Origin of the sequence: Celerinatantimonas yamalensis (genome assembly GCF_046054155.1) — a bacterium.
Classification (GTDB): Bacteria; Pseudomonadota; Gammaproteobacteria; order Enterobacterales; family Celerinatantimonadaceae; genus Celerinatantimonas; species Celerinatantimonas yamalensis.
Genome location: NZ_JBEQCT010000002.1, coordinates 488,560 through 512,728 on the forward strand (window position 1 = coordinate 488,560; position 24,169 = coordinate 512,728).

Annotated in this window: 21 protein-coding genes; 6 read left to right on the plus strand and 15 right to left on the minus strand. The window is 44.7% G+C overall.

Annotated features, from left to right (window positions below; genetic code table 11):
• Nucleotides 1–23: 23 nt before the first annotated feature.
• On the minus strand, nt 24–1,664 hold the full coding sequence (locus ABUE30_RS06730; RefSeq protein WP_408622952.1) for an ArnT family glycosyltransferase: 1,641 nt from the start codon (nt 1,662–1,664) through the stop codon (nt 24–26).
• Between the two features lie 316 nt (nt 1,665–1,980).
• Between ABUE30_RS06730 and ABUE30_RS06735 the strand changes: the two genes are divergently transcribed.
• Nucleotides 1,981–3,894 (plus strand): MFS transporter, encoded by a 1,914-nt coding sequence (locus ABUE30_RS06735; RefSeq protein WP_408622953.1) that lies wholly within the window; start codon nt 1,981–1,983, stop codon nt 3,892–3,894.
• 210 nt (nt 3,895–4,104) lie between these two features.
• Here the strand turns inward: ABUE30_RS06735 and ABUE30_RS06740 are convergent, their stop codons facing one another.
• The 5 genes from ABUE30_RS06740 to ABUE30_RS06760 all read right to left on the minus strand — a co-directional run bounded on the left by ABUE30_RS06740 (nt 4,105) and on the right by ABUE30_RS06760 (nt 11,109).
• On the minus strand, nt 4,105–4,824 hold the full coding sequence (locus ABUE30_RS06740; protein WP_408622955.1) for a TerC family protein: 720 nt from the start codon (nt 4,822–4,824) through the stop codon (nt 4,105–4,107).
• 89 nt (nt 4,825–4,913) lie between these two features.
• A complete protein-coding gene (locus ABUE30_RS06745) occupies nt 4,914–6,398 on the minus strand; it encodes a UxaA family hydrolase (RefSeq protein ID WP_408622956.1) in 1,485 nt (494 codons plus the stop codon).
• Nucleotides 6,398–7,870 carry a tagaturonate reductase gene (locus ABUE30_RS06750; RefSeq protein ID WP_408622957.1) on the minus strand — a complete coding sequence of 491 codons (1,473 nt, stop codon included), beginning with the start codon at nt 7,868–7,870 and terminating at the stop codon, nt 6,398–6,400. Before ABUE30_RS06750 ends, ABUE30_RS06745 begins: the two co-directional genes overlap by 1 nt.
• A 38-nt stretch (nt 7,871–7,908) precedes the next feature.
• Nucleotides 7,909–9,321 carry a glucuronate isomerase gene (uxaC, locus tag ABUE30_RS06755; RefSeq protein WP_408622958.1) on the minus strand — a complete coding sequence of 471 codons (1,413 nt, stop codon included), beginning with the start codon at nt 9,319–9,321 and terminating at the stop codon, nt 7,909–7,911.
• Between the two features lie 477 nt (nt 9,322–9,798).
• Nucleotides 9,799–11,109 carry an MFS transporter gene (locus tag ABUE30_RS06760; protein WP_408622959.1) on the minus strand — a complete coding sequence of 437 codons (1,311 nt, stop codon included), beginning with the start codon at nt 11,107–11,109 and terminating at the stop codon, nt 9,799–9,801.
• A 1,550-nt stretch (nt 11,110–12,659) separates the two neighbouring features.
• Here ABUE30_RS06760 and ABUE30_RS06765 point away from each other — a divergent pair.
• The 5 genes from ABUE30_RS06765 to ABUE30_RS06785 all read left to right on the plus strand — a co-directional run bounded on the left by ABUE30_RS06765 (nt 12,660) and on the right by ABUE30_RS06785 (nt 16,998).
• A complete protein-coding gene (locus tag ABUE30_RS06765) occupies nt 12,660–13,628 on the plus strand; it encodes a TRAP transporter substrate-binding protein (protein ID WP_408623198.1) in 969 nt (322 codons plus the stop codon).
• Between the two features lie 60 nt (nt 13,629–13,688).
• A complete protein-coding gene (locus ABUE30_RS06770) occupies nt 13,689–14,207 on the plus strand; it encodes a TRAP transporter small permease (RefSeq protein WP_408622960.1) in 519 nt (172 codons plus the stop codon).
• Nucleotides 14,208–14,212: 5 nt separating this feature from the next.
• Entirely contained in the window at nt 14,213–15,514 is a 1,302-nt protein-coding gene (locus ABUE30_RS06775) for a TRAP transporter large permease (protein ID WP_408623199.1), read from the plus strand.
• 68 nt (nt 15,515–15,582) lie between these two features.
• Nucleotides 15,583–16,371 carry a transcriptional regulator ExuR gene (gene exuR, locus ABUE30_RS06780; RefSeq protein ID WP_408622961.1) on the plus strand — a complete coding sequence of 263 codons (789 nt, stop codon included), beginning with the start codon at nt 15,583–15,585 and terminating at the stop codon, nt 16,369–16,371.
• Between the two features lie 162 nt (nt 16,372–16,533).
• Nucleotides 16,534–16,998 carry a chemotaxis protein CheX gene (locus tag ABUE30_RS06785; RefSeq protein WP_408622962.1) on the plus strand — a complete coding sequence of 155 codons (465 nt, stop codon included), beginning with the start codon at nt 16,534–16,536 and terminating at the stop codon, nt 16,996–16,998.
• A 162-nt stretch (nt 16,999–17,160) separates the two neighbouring features.
• On the opposite strand, the gene ABUE30_RS06790 is transcribed toward ABUE30_RS06785, so the two are convergent.
• From ABUE30_RS06790 to rlmB, 9 genes are all read right to left on the minus strand, one after another.
• A complete protein-coding gene (locus ABUE30_RS06790; RefSeq protein WP_408622963.1) occupies nt 17,161–17,766 on the minus strand; it encodes a peroxiredoxin C in 606 nt (201 codons plus the stop codon).
• Between the two features lie 261 nt (nt 17,767–18,027).
• Nucleotides 18,028–19,428 carry a replicative DNA helicase gene (dnaB, locus tag ABUE30_RS06795; RefSeq protein ID WP_408622964.1) on the minus strand — a complete coding sequence of 467 codons (1,401 nt, stop codon included), beginning with the start codon at nt 19,426–19,428 and terminating at the stop codon, nt 18,028–18,030.
• 107 nt (nt 19,429–19,535) lie between these two features.
• Complete coding sequence (locus tag ABUE30_RS06800; protein ID WP_408622965.1) at nt 19,536–20,273, minus strand: ferredoxin--NADP reductase; 738 nt, start codon at nt 20,271–20,273, stop codon at nt 19,536–19,538.
• A 39-nt stretch (nt 20,274–20,312) separates the two neighbouring features.
• Entirely contained in the window at nt 20,313–21,422 is a 1,110-nt protein-coding gene (locus ABUE30_RS06805) for a YcbX family protein (protein WP_408622966.1), read from the minus strand.
• A 134-nt stretch (nt 21,423–21,556) separates the two neighbouring features.
• Entirely contained in the window at nt 21,557–22,006 is a 450-nt protein-coding gene (gene rplI / locus ABUE30_RS06810; RefSeq protein WP_408622967.1) for a 50S ribosomal protein L9, read from the minus strand.
• 40 nt (nt 22,007–22,046) lie between these two features.
• Complete coding sequence (gene rpsR / locus ABUE30_RS06815) at nt 22,047–22,274, minus strand: 30S ribosomal protein S18 (protein WP_131912526.1); 228 nt, start codon at nt 22,272–22,274, stop codon at nt 22,047–22,049.
• 10 nt (nt 22,275–22,284) lie between these two features.
• The gene (gene priB / locus ABUE30_RS06820) at nt 22,285–22,590 is read right to left on the minus strand and encodes a primosomal replication protein N (RefSeq protein ID WP_408622968.1); all 306 of its coding nucleotides are present in this window, start codon (nt 22,588–22,590) and stop codon (nt 22,285–22,287) included.
• A gap of 6 nt (nt 22,591–22,596) precedes the next feature.
• Nucleotides 22,597–23,004: a 30S ribosomal protein S6 gene (rpsF, locus tag ABUE30_RS06825; protein ID WP_408622969.1), complete on the minus strand. Its 408-nt coding sequence runs from the start codon at nt 23,002–23,004 to the stop codon at nt 22,597–22,599.
• 424 nt (nt 23,005–23,428) lie between these two features.
• On the minus strand, nt 23,429–24,169 hold the full coding sequence (gene rlmB / locus ABUE30_RS06830; protein WP_408622970.1) for a 23S rRNA (guanosine(2251)-2'-O)-methyltransferase RlmB: 741 nt from the start codon (nt 24,167–24,169) through the stop codon (nt 23,429–23,431).

Genomic DNA, 24,169 nt, shown 5'->3' on the forward strand with positions numbered 1-24,169 from the left:
ATAGCCCCTTTGGGGCTATTTTTTTATCTGCCTTTATGCGCCATCCAAACATCGGCGCGCTGCGCCACTAAGTAATCGGTCTGATATTCCCAGCAGTGTACAGCACTGGCAATACAGATATGGCGAGTGGATATCACCCAGTTGTTAGAATGACGTTTCACCCAGCTCATCTGCTCGGTTTCTGAGCGTTTACCCAAAAGTACCAAGGGGTGTTGCAATCGGCCATAGAATTGAAAAAAATCAGGATAATCCCCCCAAAAGGCCACCGCTTGCGTCTCTTGTTGGTCTGCCACAAATTGAGCAGCAGGTTGCAAATTAAAATACTGCTTAAACAAGGGATGACCCGCCCACAAGGTGGCACAAATTAACAGTGGTGAGGTGATCAACAATATGGTGGGCCAATATCTGCGGCAACGAGCCAAACTCAAGACCACAGCTAACCCGAATGGAATAAGAGCCGCTAGCGGCTGACTCGAAAATTTGAGCCCTTGATTAAACACAGACGCGCTCCACCACGGTACGCTGGCAAGCGCGGCTGTAAACCCGAGCAGTACCGCAACTAACCACCACGGCTGTGATTTCATCACCAATTGAGGTAAACAATAACCACTCATTAACAGCGCAACCGCGGGAAATATAGGCACCAAATAATGCAGCTGTTTACCACTGATTAAGCTAAACAAGATCAAATGTGCAAACACCCAGATGCTTAGTAAACGCAATGGCCAATGTTGGACCCATGCCTGTTTAAATGCCGCCACTCGCGCACCGAAGTGGTGACGCTTAAACAACTGATTGACACCGAGCAACGACCAAGGAAAAGTAATGAGCGGCAGTAACGGTAGATACCAATACCAAGGGCGAGCATGCGCAAAAGAGTGTTGAATACGCCCAACACTTTGCTTAATAAAAATCGCTTCAGCATACCCTTTACCACCAACAATTGCCGCTGGAATCGCCCATGCCAAACCAATTCCAATGCCAATGAGTGTGCTCCAGAGTAACGCTTTATAAAACGTCTGAGGCTGAGGCATCTGCGGGCTGCGCCACAACGGATAACACAACAGCATCGGTAACGAGTCCAGCAGCATAACCGGGCCTTTGGCCAAAATGCCCAAACCGCCACAAAGGCCTATCATCACTAAGTGACTAAACTGGGGTTGCTTGAGCCATTGAATCCAATAGACAAACTGGGCCAGCAGGCAAGTTGCCAATAAGGTGTCAAACATCTCCATCGGCACATAAAAACACCAACCCAACAACGACACCAGCACCCAAGGTGTAACAGAGCGCTGCACATCATCGAATAAAGCGCCAGCAAGTCGAGCTAACCAGTACAAACTGCTCAGTGCAATCACACCAACCACAATGCGTGCGGACCAGTCATACACACCAAAAATAGCCCAACTTAGATTGATCAACCACATCAATAATGGTGGTTTATCCGCATAAGGCGCACCATTGAGCTCCGGGAGCAACCATTGGTGATGCTGCCACATATCCCAAGCCACCGAGACATAACGAGTCTCATCAATTGGCAGCTGGTATCGACTTAGCAATGAAACGAGTACAACCAGCAACGTAAAACTTCCGGCCCAAAGCTGCGCTTGAGTTAGCCGAGAAAGCTTCGTTGCAGGACGCTCCATTGCAATGAAATTCAACATCAAAAAATCTCAATCTTAAAAAAGGGGATGTTACCATTTTTAACTAAAATTTTTGTGCAACTGGATAGATAAGAAATAGATTATCTGTATTGATATTTGCGGATGGGTTGATATGAACGCAGTTTGCTCGCTACACTAAGAGGGTTGATTGAACGATGTATAACGCTGACTGATTGAGTGTAATACATGGGGCAACAGGCTGTAATTTTTTCAGTGATTTTATCAAGCATCTGTGCTGACATAGCCATCAACAAACCAGAGCGCTGCCACATTAGCAGCAAACCGAACTGATCAAGCATGGATTTAAGGATTTATTGTGGTTGTTACCCTCCTCCCGCTGGTTTCACTATTCGTTAGTTTATTTATCACCATGATGGGATTCGGGCTAATCGGCCTAGTCTTACCGGTACGCATGGGATGGGAAAATATTGATACTGGCACGATTGGTTTAATTTTGGCCATGTATGCCGTCGGGATGCTCGTTGGCGGCATCTATAGCCGTAAACTGATCGCGCGCGTAGGCCATATTCGCATGTTTGCCGCCTGTGCCTCTCTTGGTGCCATTAGCGTGTTAGGGTTCTCCTTAAGCACGAATCAAGTGCTATGGGGTTTAATGCGAATGGCGATGGGGTTTTGCAGCGCCTGTACTTTTGCGGTGATCGATGGTTGGTTGAGCGATGAAGCCAGCGACAATAATCGCGGTAAAATCTTGGCTATCAGTCAGATCACCGTGATGTCGGCCATGTTCGTCAGCCAATTTATGATTAACTTAGCGCCAATTGACCAACCCACTCTGTTTGTCATTGGAGGAATGCTGTTTTGCGCTGGATTAATCCCATTGGTGATGAGCCGACGAAAAGGCCCTGAAGTGCATGAGACTACCAGCATGTCGCTGCTGACATTGTTCACTAAATCACCGCTGGGCGTGGTCAGTTGTTTTGCCAGTGGTCTGTTATACAGTTCATTGATGAATATGCTGCCACTATTTGCCGCCCATAACAAAATAAGCGGCTTTATGTTGTCACTGTTTATGGCTGCAGCGATTATGGGCTCATTTGTGCTGCAATTCCCAGTTGGAATGCTCTCCGATCGCTTTGATCGCCGAGCCGTTCTGTTTAACCTCATTATTTTTAATATGATCGCCTCTGCATTGATCCCAATCGCAGCCTATTTCCATTTACAAGTCCCGATGATGATTGCCACCGGATTAACCAATGGTATTTTTACCTGCATGTATCCGATGAGTATCTCTGAAACCTTTGACCGCATTCAAAAAGTCGATATGGCTGCGGCGATGGGCGGACTATTGATCGTCTATGCCATGGGCTCGACAGCTGGACCACTCACCGCATCGTATATGATGGCAGTATTTGGTGACAACGCATTATTTGTCTTTTTGATCGTCAGTCAATTGGCCCTGCTAGGTTTTGTTGTTTATCGTATGCGCGCACGAGAAGCCTTGCCGGTAGGTGTTCAAGAGAGCTTTGTGATGCATACCGAAGCGGGCTCTGCACTGTTTGATCTTGACCCTCGTATTCCGCAAGAAGGCTCGGATACGCCAGATAATATTGAAACGCAAGTCGCCGCCACTATTGCCGAAAATAGCCCAGCGGCAGCCGTGCGCATGGCGATTGAAATTGCGCAAACATCACCAGAAAAAGCAGCAGAGCTGTGCGCAAGGTTAGCTCAAATTGATGATATTGAAATTGGTCGACTCTTCAAAGCGATCGTCGAAGCAGCACCTGATTTGAGCCAAGATATTGCTGAAGCATTGGCTAGTAATGTACCGGAGCAATCCGCTGACTTAGTCGCGTGGATGAGTGATAACTACCCAGATAAATTACAAGACATCGTGTTGGCCATTGCCAATCAGTATCCAACCGATGACAGCGATAGCCCCAACAATGATGAAAGTAATGATGACTCAATCGCAGAGGAAACTGCTGAACTGCGCCCTGCCGACCTAGAAGCCTATCAAGAATCAGCAACCGAGTTAGTCTCACATTACCTTGCAAATCATCCACACGAAGCGGTTAATATTGCTGCGGCGGTAGTCGCAAACGTCCCTGAAGCTGCCTCTGATATTGTAGAAATGCTCCATGAGGCCGATCAAATTGATAGTGATGCGCTCAAATCCGATATTGAAGAGCATCACGCCGCTGAGCAAGCGGCCAGCGATGCACTCACGAAAAACCAAGGCAACGAATCTACCCCAGTCGATAAGCATTGAGTTGATAGCAAAGTACATCGAGCGCAGCTAAGATGACTTTACTATAAGCTAAAATAGTCATTACGACTGCGCCGTAACCATACTAAAACCCACTAACTAATGTGACTTGGCTTATGGGCGGCGCGCAAGACAGCGCAGTGAAACGGCCAACTCATTGCGAATCCATGGCAAATGATGGCTACTATTTTCACAATTGTGTCAGCCTTAGATTTATTTTCGCTCAGATACCGCACAGCTCTGACGTAATAGATTCAAAGCTTCGACCGCCATTGAGAAGAACATGGCAAAGTAAATATACCCTTTGGGAACATCAATCGCGAAGCTTTCTAAAATCAGGGTAAAGCCCACCAATAATAAAAAGGCCAGTGCGAGCATTTTAACTGAGGGGTGATCTTCAACAAAATTGCCGATCGGTCGCGCCGCGCCCATCATCACCAGCACCGCAACCACCACTGCTGCCATCATAATAAATAGATGCGATGATAAACCAACTGCGGTCACCACCGAATCGAGGCTAAAAACAATATCAAGCAACATGATCTGCACAATGGCTGACCAAAATGAAGGAGTTCGCCGCACGATATGCTCCTCGGCACCTTCTAATGTCTCGTAGATTTCAGTTGTAGCTTTCCACAACAGGAATAACCCGCCAAATAAGAGCAACAAATCTCGGGCAGATATGCCATGAGCACCAAGGTAAAACAGCGGAGAAACAAGATGACTGAGCCAAGCCGCGAGCGTTAAAAGCGCTAAACGCATCAACATCGCTCCCAGTAATCCGGTACGACGTGCCCTATTTCGTTGATTTTCTGGTAACTTAGCCACAACAAGCGTTAGGAAAATAATATTGTCGATACCCAGAACGATCTCGAGCAATGTTAAAGTCCCTAACGCCAGCCAAGCATTGGGGTCTACGATCCAGCTAAACATAATGGACTACCGTATGAACAAATAGCGGGCCATTATAGCCACATCCGGTGACAACCGACAGTCCCATCTCAGAATGTTCAATCAATCACTTAAAGGGTCACGCCCATTTTGAATATGGCTAACTCTCTAAAGTCATTGACTTCATTGCAGGTTGGTTGACCATTGACAGTAGCAACAATTTTATCTACTAACTGAATCAGTAGTGCATTCATGGCAACCCCATCCAGCAGTGCCCCCGCATTAAAATCAATCCAATGTGGTTTGCGCTGTGCTAAATCGCTATTGGTGGCGATTTTCATGGTTGGAACTGGTCCACCATAAGGTGTACCGCGACCCGTGGTAAACAACACCATATGACAACCAGCTGCCGCCAATGCACTCGTTGCAACCGCATCATTACCCGGAGCGCTTAACAGATTTAAGCCATGGCGCGTGAGTCGCTCACCATAAGGCAATACATCAATCACCTGACTTAGGCCTGCCTTTTGCGTACAACCTAGAGATTTTTCCTCTAACGTTGAAATTCCGCCCGCTTTGTTACCGGGTGATGGATTCTCATAGATAGGCTGTTTGTGGGCTATAAAGTAGCTCTTGAAGTCATTGACCATTTTTACAGTCTTATCAAAGATTGCTTCGTCTTTACAGCGAGACATTAAGATCCGCTCAGCACCAAACATCTCTGGGACCTCGGTCAGGACAGTGGTACCACCATGGGTAATTAAATAATCAGAGAACGAACCAAGCAGTGGGTTTGCGGTAATCCCAGAGAAGCCATCTGAGCCACCACATTCTAAACCAAAACGAAGTTCACTAAGTTTACCTGGTTCGCGCTTGTCTGAACGCATAATGCTTAACAACTCTTTGAGTTGATTAACCCCATATTCAACTTCATCAAGCTGGTTTTGGCAGATCATAAAACGGACGCGTTCATCATGCCCACCTAAGGTCTGCTCAAAGGCATCGATCTGGTTATTTTCACACCCTAGCCCGACCACTAGCACCCCACCCGCATTCGGATGCTTCACCATATCTTGCAAGATGGTTCGAGTATTGATGTGATCATCGCCTAACTGCGAGCAACCAAACGGATGACTTAATAGATGTACGCCATCAATTTGTGACAGATCAGCTTCACGTTCTAAACGGGCTATCATCTGTTTGGCCATGCCGTTGACACAGCCCACGGTTGGAATGATCCACAATTCATTGCGAATCCCTATCTCACCATTGTCGCGTCGATAGATGTTGACGTCGCGATCGACCTGCTGCACGCTAACCTCAGTTGCCTTGGGCTCATATTGATAAGTATCAAGATCACTCAAGTTGGTTTTGAGATTGTGCGCATGTAAGTGTTCACCTTGAGCCACTGGGCTTAAAGTATGACCAATAGATTGACCATATTTGATCACTTGGTCACCCTGAGCCATATCACATAACGCGAATTTGTGACCTCGCGGAATATCATTGACAAGCTTAATCTGCTCACCTTGATGAGTAATAACATCCCCAGCATGCAGTTCAGCTAACGCGACTAAGACGTTATCTTGAGGATGAATTTGAATGACTGATTGCATCATTTTCCTCCTAGCACAACATGGAGTGCATCACGAACCCCAACGGTTGTGATCTGTTGTAGATATTCACTGACTTGCGCGACTAAACCAGGAACTTGCGTCAAATCTTGTTCCCAATGCTCGGCATCTTTTAATACAGCATCAACCAACTGACTCAAGCTCAGGCTGCCAGCACTTACTTGCCCCCATAGATCGGCAAACAAAGTGAGCCATTTTTCATCGTCAGACAATGGGATAGTTTGCCCATCACGCTCACCACGATAAAAGGCAATCAAAGCGGCCAAAGCAAACGTGAGTCGACTTGGTAATTGCTGATGCTGCTGTTGATAGCGAAGTAATTGCGGCAAGATACGGGTGCGATATTTAGTCATGCTATTGAGTGAAATCGACAGCAACTGATGCTTGATATAGGGGTTTTTAAACCGTGATAACACATCGCTGGCAAATGACTCCAACTCATCTTGTGGCAGATTAAGCGTTGGAATAATTTCCTCAAAAATAGCGCCATGGACAAATTGATACAACTGCTCATCGGCCATGGTTTCACCGACAGTATCGATTCCGGCTAAATAAGCAACGGGCACCAATGATGTATGCGCGCCATTTAGAATCGCAACTTTGCGATCTTTATACGGCTGAATATCGTCAACAATTTTAATGTTTAAAGCTTGCTCAGCGGGCAATTCATTAAGACATAACCGCTCTTTGAGCCACGTTGGTCCTTCAATCACAAATAGATAAAAATACTCAGCGGTATCTACAAATTGGTCTTGATAACCAAACTCTTCTTGCAAGGCGCTGTGTTCATCACGAGGAAAGCCCGTGACAATCCGATCAACCAAGGTTGAGCAAAATGTATTGGCGTCATTGATCCACGCCACAAAGGCTTCCGGCAATTGCCACTCACGAGCATAACGCTGTACTAATTCATGTAATTGGTCGCCATTATGGTCAATCAATTCGCACGGCAAGATCACCCAACCTTTGTCACTAGCACCATTAAAATGCGTGAAACGTTCAAACAATAATCGCGTTAATTTAGCGGGATAACTCAACGGCGGGTTGTCCGTTAATTTATCACCTTTATGATAGCTGATCCCAGCTTCGGTGGTATTGGAGAACAACATCTGAATGTCGCTGTTATGGGCCAATGCCAATACGTCATCAAACTGTTGATAACAATTCAGTTCACGGTTAACGCTGCGAATTAGACGCGGCTGACGCACCGCGGTGCCTTGTTCATTCAAACCTCGGATCAAGGTGGTGTATAGGCCATCTTGCGTACTTAAGCTCGGTGGAAAATCAGTGTCAATTGGACGAACAATAACCACACCCGCATTGAGTGACGTTAGTTCATTTAACTTATCTATTTGCCAGTCAACAAAAGCGCGAAGAAAGTTCCCCTCACCAAATTGTATGATCTTATCGGGATAGCTTGCACCGGGAAAATCTTGACGATTCAATTGTTTCATTTACTTCTACCTTTTAATCCATTGCACCGAAGATGCGATTAGCCCAATTCAATGCCAAAATAATCACGTGCATTGTTAAAGCAGATATCCGAGACCATTGAGCCTAACCATTTCAAATCATTAGGTGCTTCACCCGCTTCAACCCAATGGCCAATCATCTGACATAAGATGCGACGGAAATACTCATGACGAGTATAGGAGAGGAAGCTACGACTATCGGTCAACATACCCACAAAACGACTCAGTAAGCCGAGTTGTGCTAGTTGGGTCATTTGACGTTGCATGCCATCTTTTTGGTCATTAAACCACCAGCCTGAACCAAATTGCATTTTCCCTGGGATACCCCCCCCTTGGAAGTTACCAATCATGGTGCCAAGCACTTCGTTATCACGTGGATTTAAGCAATATAAGATAGTTTTCGGCAGCTCATCGGTTGACGCTTGGGCATCCAGCAGTTTAGACAGATTAACCGCAATTTCGTGATCGTGAATTGAATCAAAACCAGTATCAGGCCCTAATTGAGCCAATTGCAGTGAGTTGTTATTACGCAGTGCACCAATGTGATATTGCTGAACCCAGCCACGGCGATGATATTCGCGGCCCAAAAATAACAATACGGCAGTTTTAAACGCATCGACCTGTTCAGTGCTGAGAGTTTCACCATTACGCCGAGCGGTGATCATTTGATCAAGCTGCGCTTCACTGGCTTGGCCAAAAGGTACGGTATCAAGCGCATGATCTGAAACCCGGCAACCTAATTGTGCAAAATAGTCGAGACGGTTAGATAGCGCTTGCGTTAAATCGCTAAAACGTTCAATTGCCACATCTGCACTTTGTCCTAGTTGCTCTAAATAGCTGGCAAATTCAGGCGCATCAATTTTAAATGACTTATCGGGGCGGAAACTCGGTAAGATCTTCACATTAAATGAAGAATCTTTGGCAATCAGTGCATGATGCTCCAGCGAATCGGCTGGATCATCAGTAGTACCAACCATTTTGACATTCATCTGCTCTAAAATACCGCGAGCAGAAAACGCAGGTTTAGTTAGCATTGTATTGCAATCATCCCAAATAGATTGGGCGGTTTCAGGGTTAAGCATCCGGTCAGTGATACCGAACGGGCGACGCAATTCTAAATGCGTCCAATGAAAAATGGGATTCCCCACAGTAAACGGCACTGTTTTAGCAAACGCTTGAAATTTTTCGTAATCACTAGCATCGCCCGTACAAAGACGCTCTGCAACGCCATTTGAGCGCATCGCACGCCACTTATAGTGATCGCCTTTGAGCCAAATGTCATATAAATTTTTAAACTGATAGTTTTGGGCAATTTGTTCTGGAGGAAGGTGACAATGGTAGTCAAAGATCGGCTGGTCTTTGGCATAATCATGATAAAGATGCCGAGCAAACTCGGTATCGAGTAAAAAATCCTCAGTCAAAAACGCGCTCATAGGTCCACTCCCATAAATGTCGCGATAGTTTCGCTCTAGCAACAACCACTCGCGATCCAAAAAAATGTGTTATACCAATTATTCTACTTCTAGGATTAGCTGTCTATTTATAATCCAATTTTTGCTAGATCAATCACAGAATATTGACAATTTTTTAATCAAAATCCGGTTTCTTGACCTTAATCACTCTTTTTCTCTGATCACCGCTGGCTAAATATGTATGACATCTATTTGGGTAAATATTATACCAATCTGATATCTATTGAACCTACTCACTCCCAGCCTAAATGAGACAAATAAGCTATCCACTAGATAAGTAAGATCTTATTGCTATGTCTACACATAACGTTGTCGAAAATATAGCGAATCATCTGAGTAGTCAGCGCTGCCTTGCCAAAACCTTAAGGGGTTACGAATGCCTCGAGGGGGGGTTAATTTAACCTTGCCTCGGACTAGCATCTATCACCTATCTATTCGTTAGGCATTCCCTTCTGGAACTAACAGCTCTGTGTCGACAACATCAGCTTGTTGCGAAGCACCACAAACCACTGTGTTATTTTTCAATAGACTAAACAATACAATTGCACCGAGGATGTCAAAAACTGACAATATGGCGAATAGCGGACTAAAGCCAATTACATCACTAAGTGCCCCTACAACCAAAGCAAACATTGTACTGGCTGTCCAAGCCGCCATCCCAGTAAGACCGTTGGCCGTTGCAACTTCATGAGGCTCAAAAACATCCGCGGATAAAGTGATCAGCGCCCCTGAGAGCGATTGGTGTGCAAAGCCACCGACACATAGCAACGCAATCGCAATATAAGGACTACCAAATAAGCCGATTAAGCCTGGGCCAATCATTAAAAAAGCTCCCAATAAAACCACCAGTTTGCGCGAGCTTATTAGGTTGACTCGAAAAACTTTTTGAAAGAAGACAGGCATGTAACCACCGAGAATACAGCCCACATCGGCAAACACCATGGGCATCCAAGCAAAGATTGCAATCTGTTTTAAATCAAACCCATAGGTTTTCACCATAAACAGGGGGATCCACGCATTAAAGGTTCCCCAAGCTGGCTCCGCTAAAAAACGTGGTAGCGCAATGCCCCAAAATTTCTTCTGCGAAAGCAATACCCATACTCGCACTTTTTCTTTTTTCAGTGTGTTTGGTTGACCCGCTGAAATATACGCATATTCCTCCTCGCTGAGGTGCTTTTGTTTGGACGGATGAAAATACACAAACGCCCATAAACCAACCCAGACTAACGTCATCAAACCGACAATCACAAAAGCCAAACGCCAGCTTTGGTACATAATAGCCCAAACAACAATGGGGGGTGCTAAAACAGCCCCAATCGATGAGCCAACGTTGAAATAGCCGACGGCCACCGAGCGCTCTTTCGATGGAAACCACTCTGTCGATGCTTTAAGTCCTGATGGAATCATGGCACTTTCTGCAAACCCACCTAACCCACGAGCAGCGGCAAGCCCCACCCAACCCGTAGCAAAAGAAGCCGTGATGGCAAAACAACCCCAAAGCATAGCAAAGATGCCATAACCTATTTTGGTGCCTAAGGTATCGACAATAAAACCAGTAATCGGTTGAGCGATCGTATAACAAGCTGAAAAAGCGGCAATAATATACGAATATTGCTGCGTTGAAATATGCATTTCTGTTTGCAGCGTTGGCGCAGCTGCGGCAATGGTATTTCGAGTCAGATAACATAAGATAGTGCCTAATGTAACCAGCCCAATCATGTACCAACGCATACCTCGTATCTTACGCATAGAGACTCCTGTAAATTTTATATAGGCTATCTAACCTTCAGTTCCACAAACAAAAACTAAAAACATGAAGAGCAAATGAATAGATTGAAGACCAAAATAACCAAATTGGTATGACATAAATTAAATCATTTATACCAATTTGATTTATTAGGTTGATTTTCGTCTTTTTTGGCGTTGGTTTTGTTTGATCGAAATCAATTTGACAAATTTAAACTGGCCACAAATTGTAATTTATGTGACTTACAACTCACTTTTGTCGGTATATATATCTCTATTTGTGATATGCATTTAAATATTTTTTATTGTACGACATAATTTGAAGTGTTCGATCAAGAACTGTAATTGGTATAATATGTTCACTTTATATATACATAAAATACATCATTACTGCTGATTAAATTTCACATCAAGAACACTTATCATACGTAGATACCCCGTATAAAATGCGTAATGATACTGTTCAAAAAATAATCGACATGTAGCCACGTAATATGAGCTAGCATAATTTATAGCAGTGTGCTTTATATTGGGTGTAAATAGTGATGAAGGGCTTTAAATAGATGAACGACAACGAAGAAACTTAAATGAAGCATATCTGAGTATTTGAGGCCAAATAGATAGGATCCCAGGGTATTTAATTTGACCTAATGATGTATAAGCGAGAGCAATGGTTTAAACACTTTCCTATCGCAAAAATTCTGCCGCGCGAGACCTGATTAAGTGCATTATTAGTACAATTGAAAGCTACCTCAACGTCTTAAAAATAATTCACCATTTCAATAAGATTGTTTTTCACAACCACAGACCAAACACCATAGCTTATCACCGCGGTCAACAGTACTGCATTGATGACATAACCTAACTAGATAAAATATCAAAACTATTCATCACGCCGCACCAGCACTCAATCCGCGTCAATTTTGATGAGATAAAATCCAGTGCTTAGGCACAATACCTTTGTACTCATAGTCATTGCAAGCCTTAAAGGTGGGCGTCGATATCTATCAAGTAAAGGAGCGATGAACAAGAAAAGTCATTAAAAGAAGGATAGTTAACAACTAAATAAATCCAAAAACTCTGGTATTGATGTGCCATTTATACCGCATTGTTATAGCATAATAATTAACATATCGTTTCTTTGTAACAATAGAGCTAGATCATGGACAAATGAAAAACTATCCTATACCGACTTTATTACACATCATATAACGAACGAATGATGAAATAACAAACACCACCTTTGCAATAGAAATACGTAGTCTGACTGGGTTAATTATTCGTTATTTCTTTTTAAATCATCAATAACTATTAGTTTGCGAAAGCCATTACAACAAAAATGTGATCTACCTCTATTTTTAATAAAAAACAGGTGGGTTATTCACCAGAAGCCACAGAAACTGTGATGGTTCTCAACTTCAAAATGTATCATACCAATTATAGTCTACCCCGATAATCTATAGGACAGGACGTTCCCATTCTATATGGCATTGTCTCTAGAACCTATCTCTAAACCATACAAATCATGGGGTACTAGTTTTATGAAATGGAAAATGAAAGCCTTATCACTGAGTGTGTTAATAGCCGCACCACTGACCTTTACCAGCCTGTCTGCGCAAGCAGTCACACTCAAGCTGGCTCACAACTTACAAAATGATCATGTTGTTGCCGTCACTCTGCGTCATATGGCCAAAGAAGTCTCTGAACTGACTAACGGTAAAGTCAAAATTCGCATCTACCCAGATGGTCAGATGGGTGGCCCTCGCCAAACATTGGAAATGCTCCAACAGGGCGCGTTAGATATGACCAAAATCAGCGGAAGTGAGCTCGAGCCATTTGAACCCGCTTTCTCTATCTTTAGTTTGCCCTATTTGTTCCGTGACCAAGAGCACTTTAATAAAGTTATCTACGGACCGATTGGCCATGAGCTAGAAATGCTACCGAAAAAAAATGGTTTTACTCTGATTGCGGCATATGAAGCTGGAACTCGCAGTTTCTACGCAAAAAAACCAATTCGTACCCCAGCTGATGTAAAAGGGTTAAAAATACGCGTTATTTCAACGCCGACTACGAATAAAATGATCGAATTATTAGGCGGTGCACCAGCACCAATCCAGTTTGGTGAAGTCTACACAGCGCTACAACAAGGCGTCGTCGATGCCGCTGAAAATAACATTCCATCTTATGTACAAACCCGCCATGTTGAAATTGCCAAGTACTATTCAGAAGACGAACATACAGCCGTGCCTGACTTTTTGGCAATTGCCAATGTGGCGTGGAAGAAGCTGACACCGGATCAACAAAAAATATTGCGTAAGGCTGCTCGCGATTCAGAACAATATGAAGCCAAACTTTGGGATGCTCAAGTTAAAAAATCAAGAGCTGAAGCAATCAAGTTAGGTGCCACATTTGTCAAAGTCGATAAAGCCGCTTTTCGCGCCGCAATGAAACCACTATGGGATAGTTTCCGTAAAGATCCTGTAAAAGATAAATGGCTAAAACAAATCGAAGCTGTGAAGTAATTTAGCCCCACCAGAACGATTGGCCGGATACCTTGTATCCGGCTTAGCAGGAGTAAAATAATGCGTCTGGAAACCTATAAAAAACCCGTTGATCTCGCAGTCGGCACGATCTGTATCGTCGTCATGACATCACTGGTAATCTGCGTTGTCTGGCAGGTCTTTAGCCGTTGGGTATTAAACGCCCCAAGTACTTATACTGATGAACTTGCACGTTTTAGTATGATTTGGGTCGGCTTACTTGGCGCAGCCTATACCGTCGGTGCACAGCGACATCTATCGATCGATTTAGCTGTGGCCCATTTAACTGGCAGAAAAAAACGTATCTGTACTATTTATACCAACTGCGGTGTACTGGCATTTGCCAGTAGTGCCATGGTCTGGGGCGGATGGCATTTAGCCAGTCGAGTTCTTTTAAGTGGTCAAGTCTCACCGGCAATGCAGATTCCGATGGCTTATGTATATACTGTGCTTCCACTTTCTGGAATGATCATGAGTTATTACAACTTATTATTCATCGTTGAAGCCATCGTTAACTTCGACAAACCTGACGAAATAGAAGTCATCGAGGAGCAAGAATAATGAATATGGAGTGGATCACAGCGCTGATTATGTTCGGCAGCTTCTTTATCTTAGTATTTTCTGGTGTACCCATCTCATTCTCGATCGGTATTTCGTCACTACTTTCATGTTTTACGTTGCTTCCCCCACAAGTTGCATTAGCAATTTTGGGACAAAAAGTCGCGACTGGTTTGGACAGTTTTTCATTACTCGCTATTCCCTTTTTCATTCTCGCGGGAACGTTGATGAACAATGGAGGAATTGCTCAGCGATTGATCAACTTCTCTCAAGTCTTGGTTGGCCGTATGCCTGGCTCGATGGGCCATGTGAATGTAATGGCTAATATGATGTTTGGTTCGATCTCTGGCTCAGCGGTTGCCGCTTGCGCAGCAGTAGGTGGTACCATGGCACCCATGCAGAAAAAAGCAGGTTATCCACCAGAATATTCTGCAGCCATCAACGTGACCTCCTGCATTACAGGTCTTTTGATTCCCCCCTCTAACGTGTTAATCGTCTATGCCTTAACTGCCGGTGGGTTATCCGTTGCAGCACTCTTTATGGCGGGTTATATCCCAGGGATTTTAATGGGACTTTCGGTGATGATCGTCGGAGCAGTCATTGCTAAACGCCGGGGTTACCCTATTGCACCTCGTCCAACTTTTAAACAGTTCATATTCGCATTCTTAGATGCTGTACCCAGCATGCTGTTAGTGGTTATTGTGATGGGAGGGATCTTAGCAGGGGTCTGTACAGCGACTGAAGCATCTGCTGTTGCCGTGGTTTATACCTTTATTTTATCGGTGTTTGTCTATCGCCAAATCAAGCCATCGCAGCTACCCCGTATTGTGCTGGAATCAGTGGTTATGACCTCCATTGTGTTGATGTTAATTGGTGTTTCTGTTGGGATGTCTTGGGTGATGACCGATGCCAATATTCCAAATTCAATCGCAGAAGGTTTGTTGTCCGTCTCAAACAACCCAATCATTATCTTGCTGATGATCAACATTATTCTGCTCGTAGTAGGCGTCTTTATGGATATGACACCTGCGGTATTGATCTTTACACCAATCTTTTTACCCATTGCCACTCGTATTGGCATGGACCCAATCCACTTTGGTATTATGATGGTCGTTAACTTGTGTATCGGACTGTGTACACCGCCAGTAGGTAGTGCATTGTTCGTTGGGTGTTCAGTCGCTAATCTGAAGATTCAGAATTTGATCCGCCCAATGTTGCCATTCTTCGCAGCATTAGTCGTATCGTTATTGCTGATTACTTATATCCCACAATTGAGTCTGTTTTTACCCAGACTATTTGGGTTATATTAGCGCACCATCTGGGGGCTTCCCGCCCCCAGATTTTCATTGTTCAAGCAAACTGAGTAGGATGTATTTTTGTGAGCAATATAACAACAACGTTTCAACCTAAGCGTTTGTATCAAGCTATCGCAGCTAAGCTGAAATCACAGATTGCCTCTGGCGCCTATCAGATTGGAGACCGCCTGCCCGCGGAGCGTTTGATTGCTGAAACAATGGATGTGAGCCGCACGGTGATCCGTGAAGCAATCATTATGCTAGAAGTTGAAGGATTAGTTGAGGTTCGCAAAGGATCAGGGATTCATGTCATTGCGGATCAAATATCTTTGGCTGATACATCATCGGATAACCCGCTTGATGCGTTACTTACAGCTGGCCCCTTTGAGCTACTGCAAGCTCGGCAATTGATTGAAAGTAACATCGCTGAATTCGCTGCCAGCCAAGTCACCAAGCAAGATATCCTTGAGTTAACTCGTATTGTTGAACAAGGTCGCAGTGAGGACCGTGCTCGTGATTCAGCTTGGGATAAGCAATTTCATATTCAAGTCGCCAAAGCAACGCAAAACTCCGTTTTGGTCATAGTAACCGAACAGCTCTGGGTTCATCGCGATCAAAATCCTTATTGGCTCAAATTACACTCGCATATTGATGAGCGAGCACTTGAGAGTTGGAGCGATGATCATGAGCAGATTTTAAGAGCATTGATGCGCAAAGATTCAAAAGCGGCCAAACTTGCCACGTGGCGACATTTAGAAAATACCAAACAAATGCTCTTTGATGCGACTAACTTTGATAATGATGCGCAAGATGACCGATACCTGTTTTCAGAAAATCCTGTCATTCATCTCAATCATTCATTAAAGCCATAACAAGTTGAGTTTGTTAATAATAAACGTCAATAATGAGATTGCTTACACAGTATTAACCTGCCATTATGCGTAAATTATTCACATAGTTGGTGTAAACTTAGCTATGTTCTACGTAAAGGTGATAAGTCATTTATTTGATTTCAAATAGATAGAAGATGATATATGGAAGCAAAGTTCGTTAATCCGTTTCTAAGTTCGCTACTTAATGTCGTGAGCACCATGGCGCAGCTGGACCTAAAACCACAAGCACCTCGGTTAAAAAAAGATGACGTGGCGCGAGGCGATGTCTCGGGTGTAATAGGAATGATTGGGCCAACCACAAAAGGGTCATTTTCAATTAGTTTTGATAAATCTTTAGCACTGGAAGTGATGAGCCGAATGGTCGGTGAGCGCCCCGCTAGTATTAATGCCGAAGTAACTGATATGGTAGGTGAAATCACCAATATGGTCACGGGTGGTGCAAAACGATTACTTGCAGTGCAAGGCTATGAATTTAATATGGCCACTCCAATCGTGGTTGCCGGACCAGGACATACCATTCAGCACAAAACTGATGGCCCAAAAATTCTAATGGAGTTCAGCTCAGATTTCGGTGGTGCAACCATTGAAATTTGCTTTGATAAGTAGAGTTCCACATTCGGTCAATAGCGCGCTTGATTAAGCGGCTAATGCAAACGCACAACAGCTCAAAACTTGATTGATATTGTTGTATAAAAAAGCCGCCATTGGCGGCTTTTTTTATTTATACGGTTGCGGGGATATACCTATCACCCAGCAAATCTTGACGATTTATAGCGAGTCTGCATTCTCAGACAAATACGCCGCAACGCCATCAGGTGAATCTTTCATACCTGCTTTACCAGCTTCCCACTGCGCTGGGCATACTTCGCCATGTTCTTGATGGAATGCCAAAGCATCAACCATGCGCAACATGTCATCAATGTTACGGCCTAACGGCAGATCATTGACTACTTGATGGCGAACCATACCCTCTTCATCAATTAAAAATGAACCACGGAATGCAACCCCAGCTTCTGGATGTTCAACATCGTAAGCTTGGCAAATTTCATGTTTAATATCAGCAACTAATGGAAATTTTACTGCGCCAATACCACCATCTTTCGTTGCAGTATTACGCCATGCATTATGTGTATATTGAGAGTCAATAGACACGCCAATCACTTCGACACCTTTTTTCTGGAATTCACTCAAACGGTGATCAAATGCAATAATTTCTGATGGGCAGACAAATGTAAAATCCATAGGATAGAAAAAAACGACTGCTTTTTTACCTTTTGTAGCTTCTTTGAAGTTAAAGCTATCAACAATTTCACCATTACCTAAAACGGCAGGTGCTGTAAAATCTGGAGCAGGACGACCTACTAGTACGCTCATATTCTCTTCCTCGATGCTTGCGTATTGTTACAAAACTCATTACTTTAAAAAAAGCAATGCCCTAACATAAACTTAACAATATACATGGGGGTTCAATCAAATAATTTCAAGATACTCATATGTTTTTTTAAACTTTTCTTAACAGTTTAATCCTCCATAGTTTCACTGAGTGATTCGATCTAGAGCCAGAAACTTCGCAAACTATAGCCCATTACACGCAATAATGCCTAAAAATTAAGCGCAACCAATCGTGCTTGATGACTAATATTCGTCGTCAAATTGGGGGCCTGCGTAATTATCAAACCGTGAAAAATTCCCCTGGAATGTTAATGGAACCTTACCAATGGGACCATTACGTTGCTTACCAATAATGACTTCCGCTAACCCCTTATTACTTGGGTCATCATGATAAACTTCATCACGATAAATGAACATAATCAAGTCTGCATCTTGTTCAATAGAGCCCGATTCACGCAAATCGGAATTCACTGGCCGTTTATCAGCCCGTTGCTCCAAACTACGATTAAGCTGTGAAAGAGCCACAACGGGAACCGTTAACTCTTTCGCCAGCGCCTTAAGCGAACGAGAAATTTCAGCGATCTCCAAGGTTCGATTCTCTGCCATACCAGGCACCTGCATCAATTGTAGGTAGTCGATCATAATCATGCTTAAGCCACCATGTTCACGGGCCACTCGGCGCGCACGCGATCTGACTTCGGTTGGCGTTAATCCAGAGGAGTCATCAATGAACATCTTGCCTTTATCGGCGACTAACCCCATAGTTGACGACAGCCTCGCCCAATCATCATCATCGAGATTCCCAGTCCGGATCTTGGTCTGATCTATACGTCCTAACGAGGCCAACAGACGCATCATGATCTGACCGGAAGGCATCTCTAAACTAAAGACCAAAACTGGCTTGTCTTGCGTCATAGCCGCATATTCGGCCATATTCATCGCAAAGGTAGTTTTTCCCATGGAAGGACGCGCTGCAACAATCACCAGATCAGAGGGTTGTAAACCGCTCGTCATTTTGTCGAGATCGGCAAAACCAGTCGACACCCCAGTTACCCCGCCCTCATTGGGACTCTTATACAACTCTTCAATACGATCAAGTGTTTGTGCTAAAAGACTTTTAACCCCTTTGGGGCCCTCATCACCGCTCGTGCGAGCTTCAGCGATATGAAACACTTTACTCTCAGCAAAATCGAGTAGCTCGCTACTTTTACGCCCTTGTGGTTCGTAGCCTGCTTCGGCTATCTCGTTGGCGACAGCAATGAGTTCTCGGGTCACCGCTCGCTCTCGCACAATTTCAGCATAGGCTCGAATATTCGCGGCACTTGGCGTATTTTTAGCGATCTCCCCCAAATAGGCAAAACCACCGATGTCCTCTAATTGTTCTTGACGCTCTAACTGCTCTGAAACCGTCACTAAATCGATCGGGTTGGCTTGCTCGGCCAATCGGTGCATCGCTGCAAAAATTAGTCGATGTTGACGCGAATAAAAATCTTGCTCAACCACCTGCTCAGCCACGTTATCCCAGGCATGATTATCCAACATCAAGCCACCTAAAACGGCTTGCTCTGCTTCAAAGGAATGGGGGGGAACTTTAAGGGCGGAAACTTGCGCATCCCCCTTTGCTTTACTATTTCGCTCAGCCATGCATTACTCACCAATTAAATCTGGGCGTTATTATCCACAAAAAGTGACTCACGTCGATCTCACTTCTCTTGCAAAGCACGCTTTGCGCCTTTAGGTTAATTACACTACTACCAGTAATTTTCTACCGTGAGCTGCCCAGGCTTACGCCGCAAATTTCGCTCAAAACCTCGTGCCCTTAGTAAATCACGGCTTTCACGGACCATATCCGGATTACCACAGACCATCACTTGACAGTGCGAAGCATCAAGCTCAAAGCCTGCATACTGGGCAAGCTGTTCAGTCTCGATAAGCTGGGTAATTCGTCCAGCCAATCCTTGTTCTGGCGCTTCACGGCTAACCACTGGAATATATTGAAAATTTTGATGATTCTGGCCAATCGCATCGATCACTTCGCGATAGTTCAGATCCTGATTATAACGAACCCCTTGCACTAAGGTAACCCGATCAAATTTTTGCCAAGTCTGCTCAGTTTGTAGCATCGCTAAAAACGGCCCAACCGCAGTGCCTGTCGAGAGCATCAGTAAATGCTCATAACTGGGTATCTCATCTAATGTAAAGAAGCCACTGGCTCGTTCACCAATCCATAATGAAGAACCCAAGGAAACATGTGCCAGTTGTGGCGACAATATGCCCCCCGCAACTTCGACCAAATAGAACTCATGGCAATGCGGATGTGGTGGATTGACAAATGAATAGGCTCTTTTAACTAATTCACCGTCAATCATCATTCCCAACTGAGCATATTGCCCCGCCAGATACGGGCTTAACGGTGCGTCGACTTTGATCGAGAATAGTGTATCAGTAAAGAATTTGCGTTCGACTAATGTCGCTTCAATCCACTCCATAACACCCCTCACATGGTACTAAATAGCACCTTTTGTGTATTAATCCTCTTGGCTTATGACTAGGTCCGAGCGGGCAAAACAGCTACAAGCCAATATGTAACCAGCCTCGATCTCTTGTTCACTCAACGCATAATCAGCGCCCACTTCGACCTGACCTTTGATCAGCTTAACACGACAAGTCCCACAGCTACCACTGCGACAACTACTAGGCAGATCAACCCCCGCATCTTCAGCGATCTCTAAAATAGTTTGCTGTTCACTGCCCTGCGTACTCACGCCAGCTTGATCAAAAAGGACGCTATGACGCTTCGCGTTCGCAGTAACGGGCTTATCCACCACCATCCGATAAGTACTTGGTGTTCGCTTTTCTAAAACTTCAATCGCATCATTAAGACCCATACGCCCCTGAGCGGTGACGACAAAATACTGGCCAAACGTCACGTCGCCGGCCTCAGTGCGATGAAATTGGCTTAACGATTTAAGAGGTTCACCCTCAGTATCGGCAACCGCCGTATTAGGATCAACACAGATAATTTGGCAACGGCTACACGGTTTGACCGCTTCAAGCTCAACATTCCCGATACGAATTTTTTGCCAGCTCTCTTCGGCAAACGGCTGATCAGCATTCACAACTAAATTAGGGCGAAACTGCAACATCTGATCCACACGCCCCGTATAGTCATTAAGCGCTTGCAAAGATTGCTCGCTAATGACCAAGACCGGACAACTATCGGCAAAACTGACCTGATGATCGGGACGGCGACTCACCTCCCGTGAGGAGTATTCATCGTAAAAACATAGGTAAAACTGACCGCCCAAATAACGACTCAACCATTCATCGGCAAGTGCACTTAAACGTCGAGCATTGATAGTCGAGCGCCACACACTAATCTGTTCCCGGTTATCAGAGACAAGTGAAATAGACACCGGCTCCATACCTGGCGCCTTGAGAGTACAGATATGCTCATCTAACTGGCAATCAACCAAAGAGAGCTTGGCATAGTTGCGGATACTCACAAAGCGAGCTGTTGCATCAACCACAACAAGACGGCGATCGCCGAGAAGGCCAAGCGGGGTGAATTGAGCAGCGTTAAGTGATTGTGCACGCCCTGACTTGAGCGGATAACAAAAAAGTTGTGTTAAAAACATCAGAGAAAGAATCCAAAATTGGGCTAAGATTCTTACTTTATCTTACCTATTAAATCACTGCCAACTCTCGCGCATAAAAAAAACCACGCTTTGATGCGTGGTTTTTTACATGCAGATGATTCCGGTGATTGTGCTTATTCAGCAACAACAACCACTTTCACAGTTGCAGTCACGTCAGCATGAACTTGAACGTCGATTGCATATTCACCGATGTTACGTAACACACCGTTTGGCAAACGAATTTCAGATTTAGCTACGTCAACACCCGCTGCAGTAATCGCATCAGCGATATCACGGGTACCGATTGAACCAAACAATTTACCTTCATCACCTGCTTTGCTAGTGATGACAACATTTTCTAGATCAGTCAGTTTTTGGCCACGGGCATTAGCTTTCGCTAACGTTTCAGCCAAATGCTGTTCATATTCAGCGCGACGCGCTTCAAAATGTTCCAGGTTTGCTTTGGTCGCAGGAACTGCTTTCCCTTGTGGGAACAGGAAGTTACGTGCATATCCAGGTTTTACAGACACTTTGTCGCCCAGGCTACCCAGATGACTAATTTTGTCTAGTAGAATAATATCCATTACCTTTCCTCGAAAGTTATGTTTGAGTTAGGCCAGCGGCTTACTTATGTAAGTCAGTGTAAGGCAGCAAAGCCAGGTAACGAGCACGTTTAATTGCACGTGCCAGTTGGCGCTGATATTTCGCGCTAGTACCAGTAATACGACTTGGTACGATTTTACCACTTTCAGTGATATAATTTTTCAAAGTAGTGATATCTTTATAATCGATTTCAACTACGCCTTCAGCCGAAAAACGGCAGAATTTACGACGACGGAAAAAACGTGCCATAAGTTTATCCTCACGATAACAATTCTATATGTTGGGCGTGCAGAACCAGCTTTGATTCTCCGTTGCGAGCACGTTGAGTTTGCAAAAACCCATTGACTCGCACCGTGCATCCCATCTTCAAAGGGAGTAATTCTTTTTTGAATTGACCGCCACTTGCGACCACTGCAATAAAGCACTGCGCCACTCGATTAAGTCCTGCTTCAACTTGCGCAGAGCGATGCGCAAGCCAAAACTGGCAATGGTCAATACCACCAGGACTGGTCCGATAACGTGGAGCGCGGCTAAGCGTCCCTGTTAAAATCAGACAATTGTCCACATTGAATTACTCTTCAGATGCGCTCTGTTCGGCGTTATCATCTTCAGAATCATCTAAAGACTCATCACGCTGATCACGACGAGCTGGGCGTTCTTCTCTTGCTTTAACAATAGGAGAAGCTTCAGTTTCACCATGTTTTCTACGCATGATCATGTTACGGATGACGGCATCGTTATAACGGAATGCGTTTTCCAGTTCATCGATAACTTCTGCACTGGCTTCAATGTTCATCAGAACATAGTGGGCTTTATGCAGTTTTTCGATTGGGTAAGCCAGTTGACGACGACCCCAGTCTTCCAGACGATGGATCTTACCTTCCTGACCTTCGATGATGCCAGTATAGCGTTCGATCATACCTGGAACTTGTTCGCTCTGATCCGGATGGACCATGAATACGATTTCGTAATGACGCATGATTGCTCCTTACGGGTTACAGCCTCTCTCGGCGTACAGTCAAACGCTTGGAGGCAAGGAACTAAAATAGGTGTGACTGTTTCGAGGGCGCAGATTTTACCCAATCTAAGCCGATAGCGCAATCAATAATCATCGACCCATCCGGTTAATTATACTGTTTTGAGCACAAAACTGGGCATTCACAGGCAAGCCAATGATGAGTGCGCCGAATAAGCTCAACATGAACGTGCCCAATCGCGGCCTCAAAGCGTAAAAACAATGAAATCGAGACGATCATAGTAAATCACCGAGCAGTTGAAAAAGTGGCACAAGAGTAGCGGGATAACACGATTTTTTATCACCCCTATCCGGTCACTTTCGATCGCAAATAGGGGCAATCACAGCTCAACCACGCATTCGATGAGCCGAATTTTAAAGATGATGGCTATCCGCGGCGCTGGCGCACCGCTTCAAATAAACAGATCCCAGCAGCGACCGAGACGTTCAAGCTTGAGACACTCCCAGCCATAGGTAATTTAACCAGCTCATCGCAGGTTTCACGCGTTAAACGCCGCATCCCCTGACCTTCAGCGCCCATCACCAACGCTATCGGACCTTGAAGCTGGCAATCATAAATCAGCTGCTGTGCTTCACCGGCCGTACCCACTACCCAAACACCTTGCTTTTGCAAAAGTTTTAGAGTGCGCGCTAAATTGGTCACCGTGACCAGCGGCACATTTTCCGCCGCGCCTACCGCTACTTTACGGGCAGTGGCCGAAAGCGCTGCAGATTTATCTTTAGGCACGATCACAGCCACCACACCAGCAGCATCGGCATTACGTAGACAAGCGCCTAAGTTATGTGGATCGGTAACACCATCGAGCACCAATAATAGCGGGGTTGCATGCTCGGCTATCAACGCGGGGAGATCCTGCTCGTTAAGTTCTGGTGATGCTTTTACTTTAGCTACAACCCCTTGGTGATGAGTATCATCTGCGCGCTCATCAAGCGCTTTGCGACTCATCTGCTGGACACTGAGCCCCATCTGATAGGCAAGTGCTAACACCGTGTGCAAGCGCGCGTCATCTCGCCCCTGAAGCACAGCTAAATCAATCACCCGTTCTGGGTGGCGTTCTAATACTGCCTGCACTGCATGCAAGCCATACAAATAATAAGGTCGACTCAT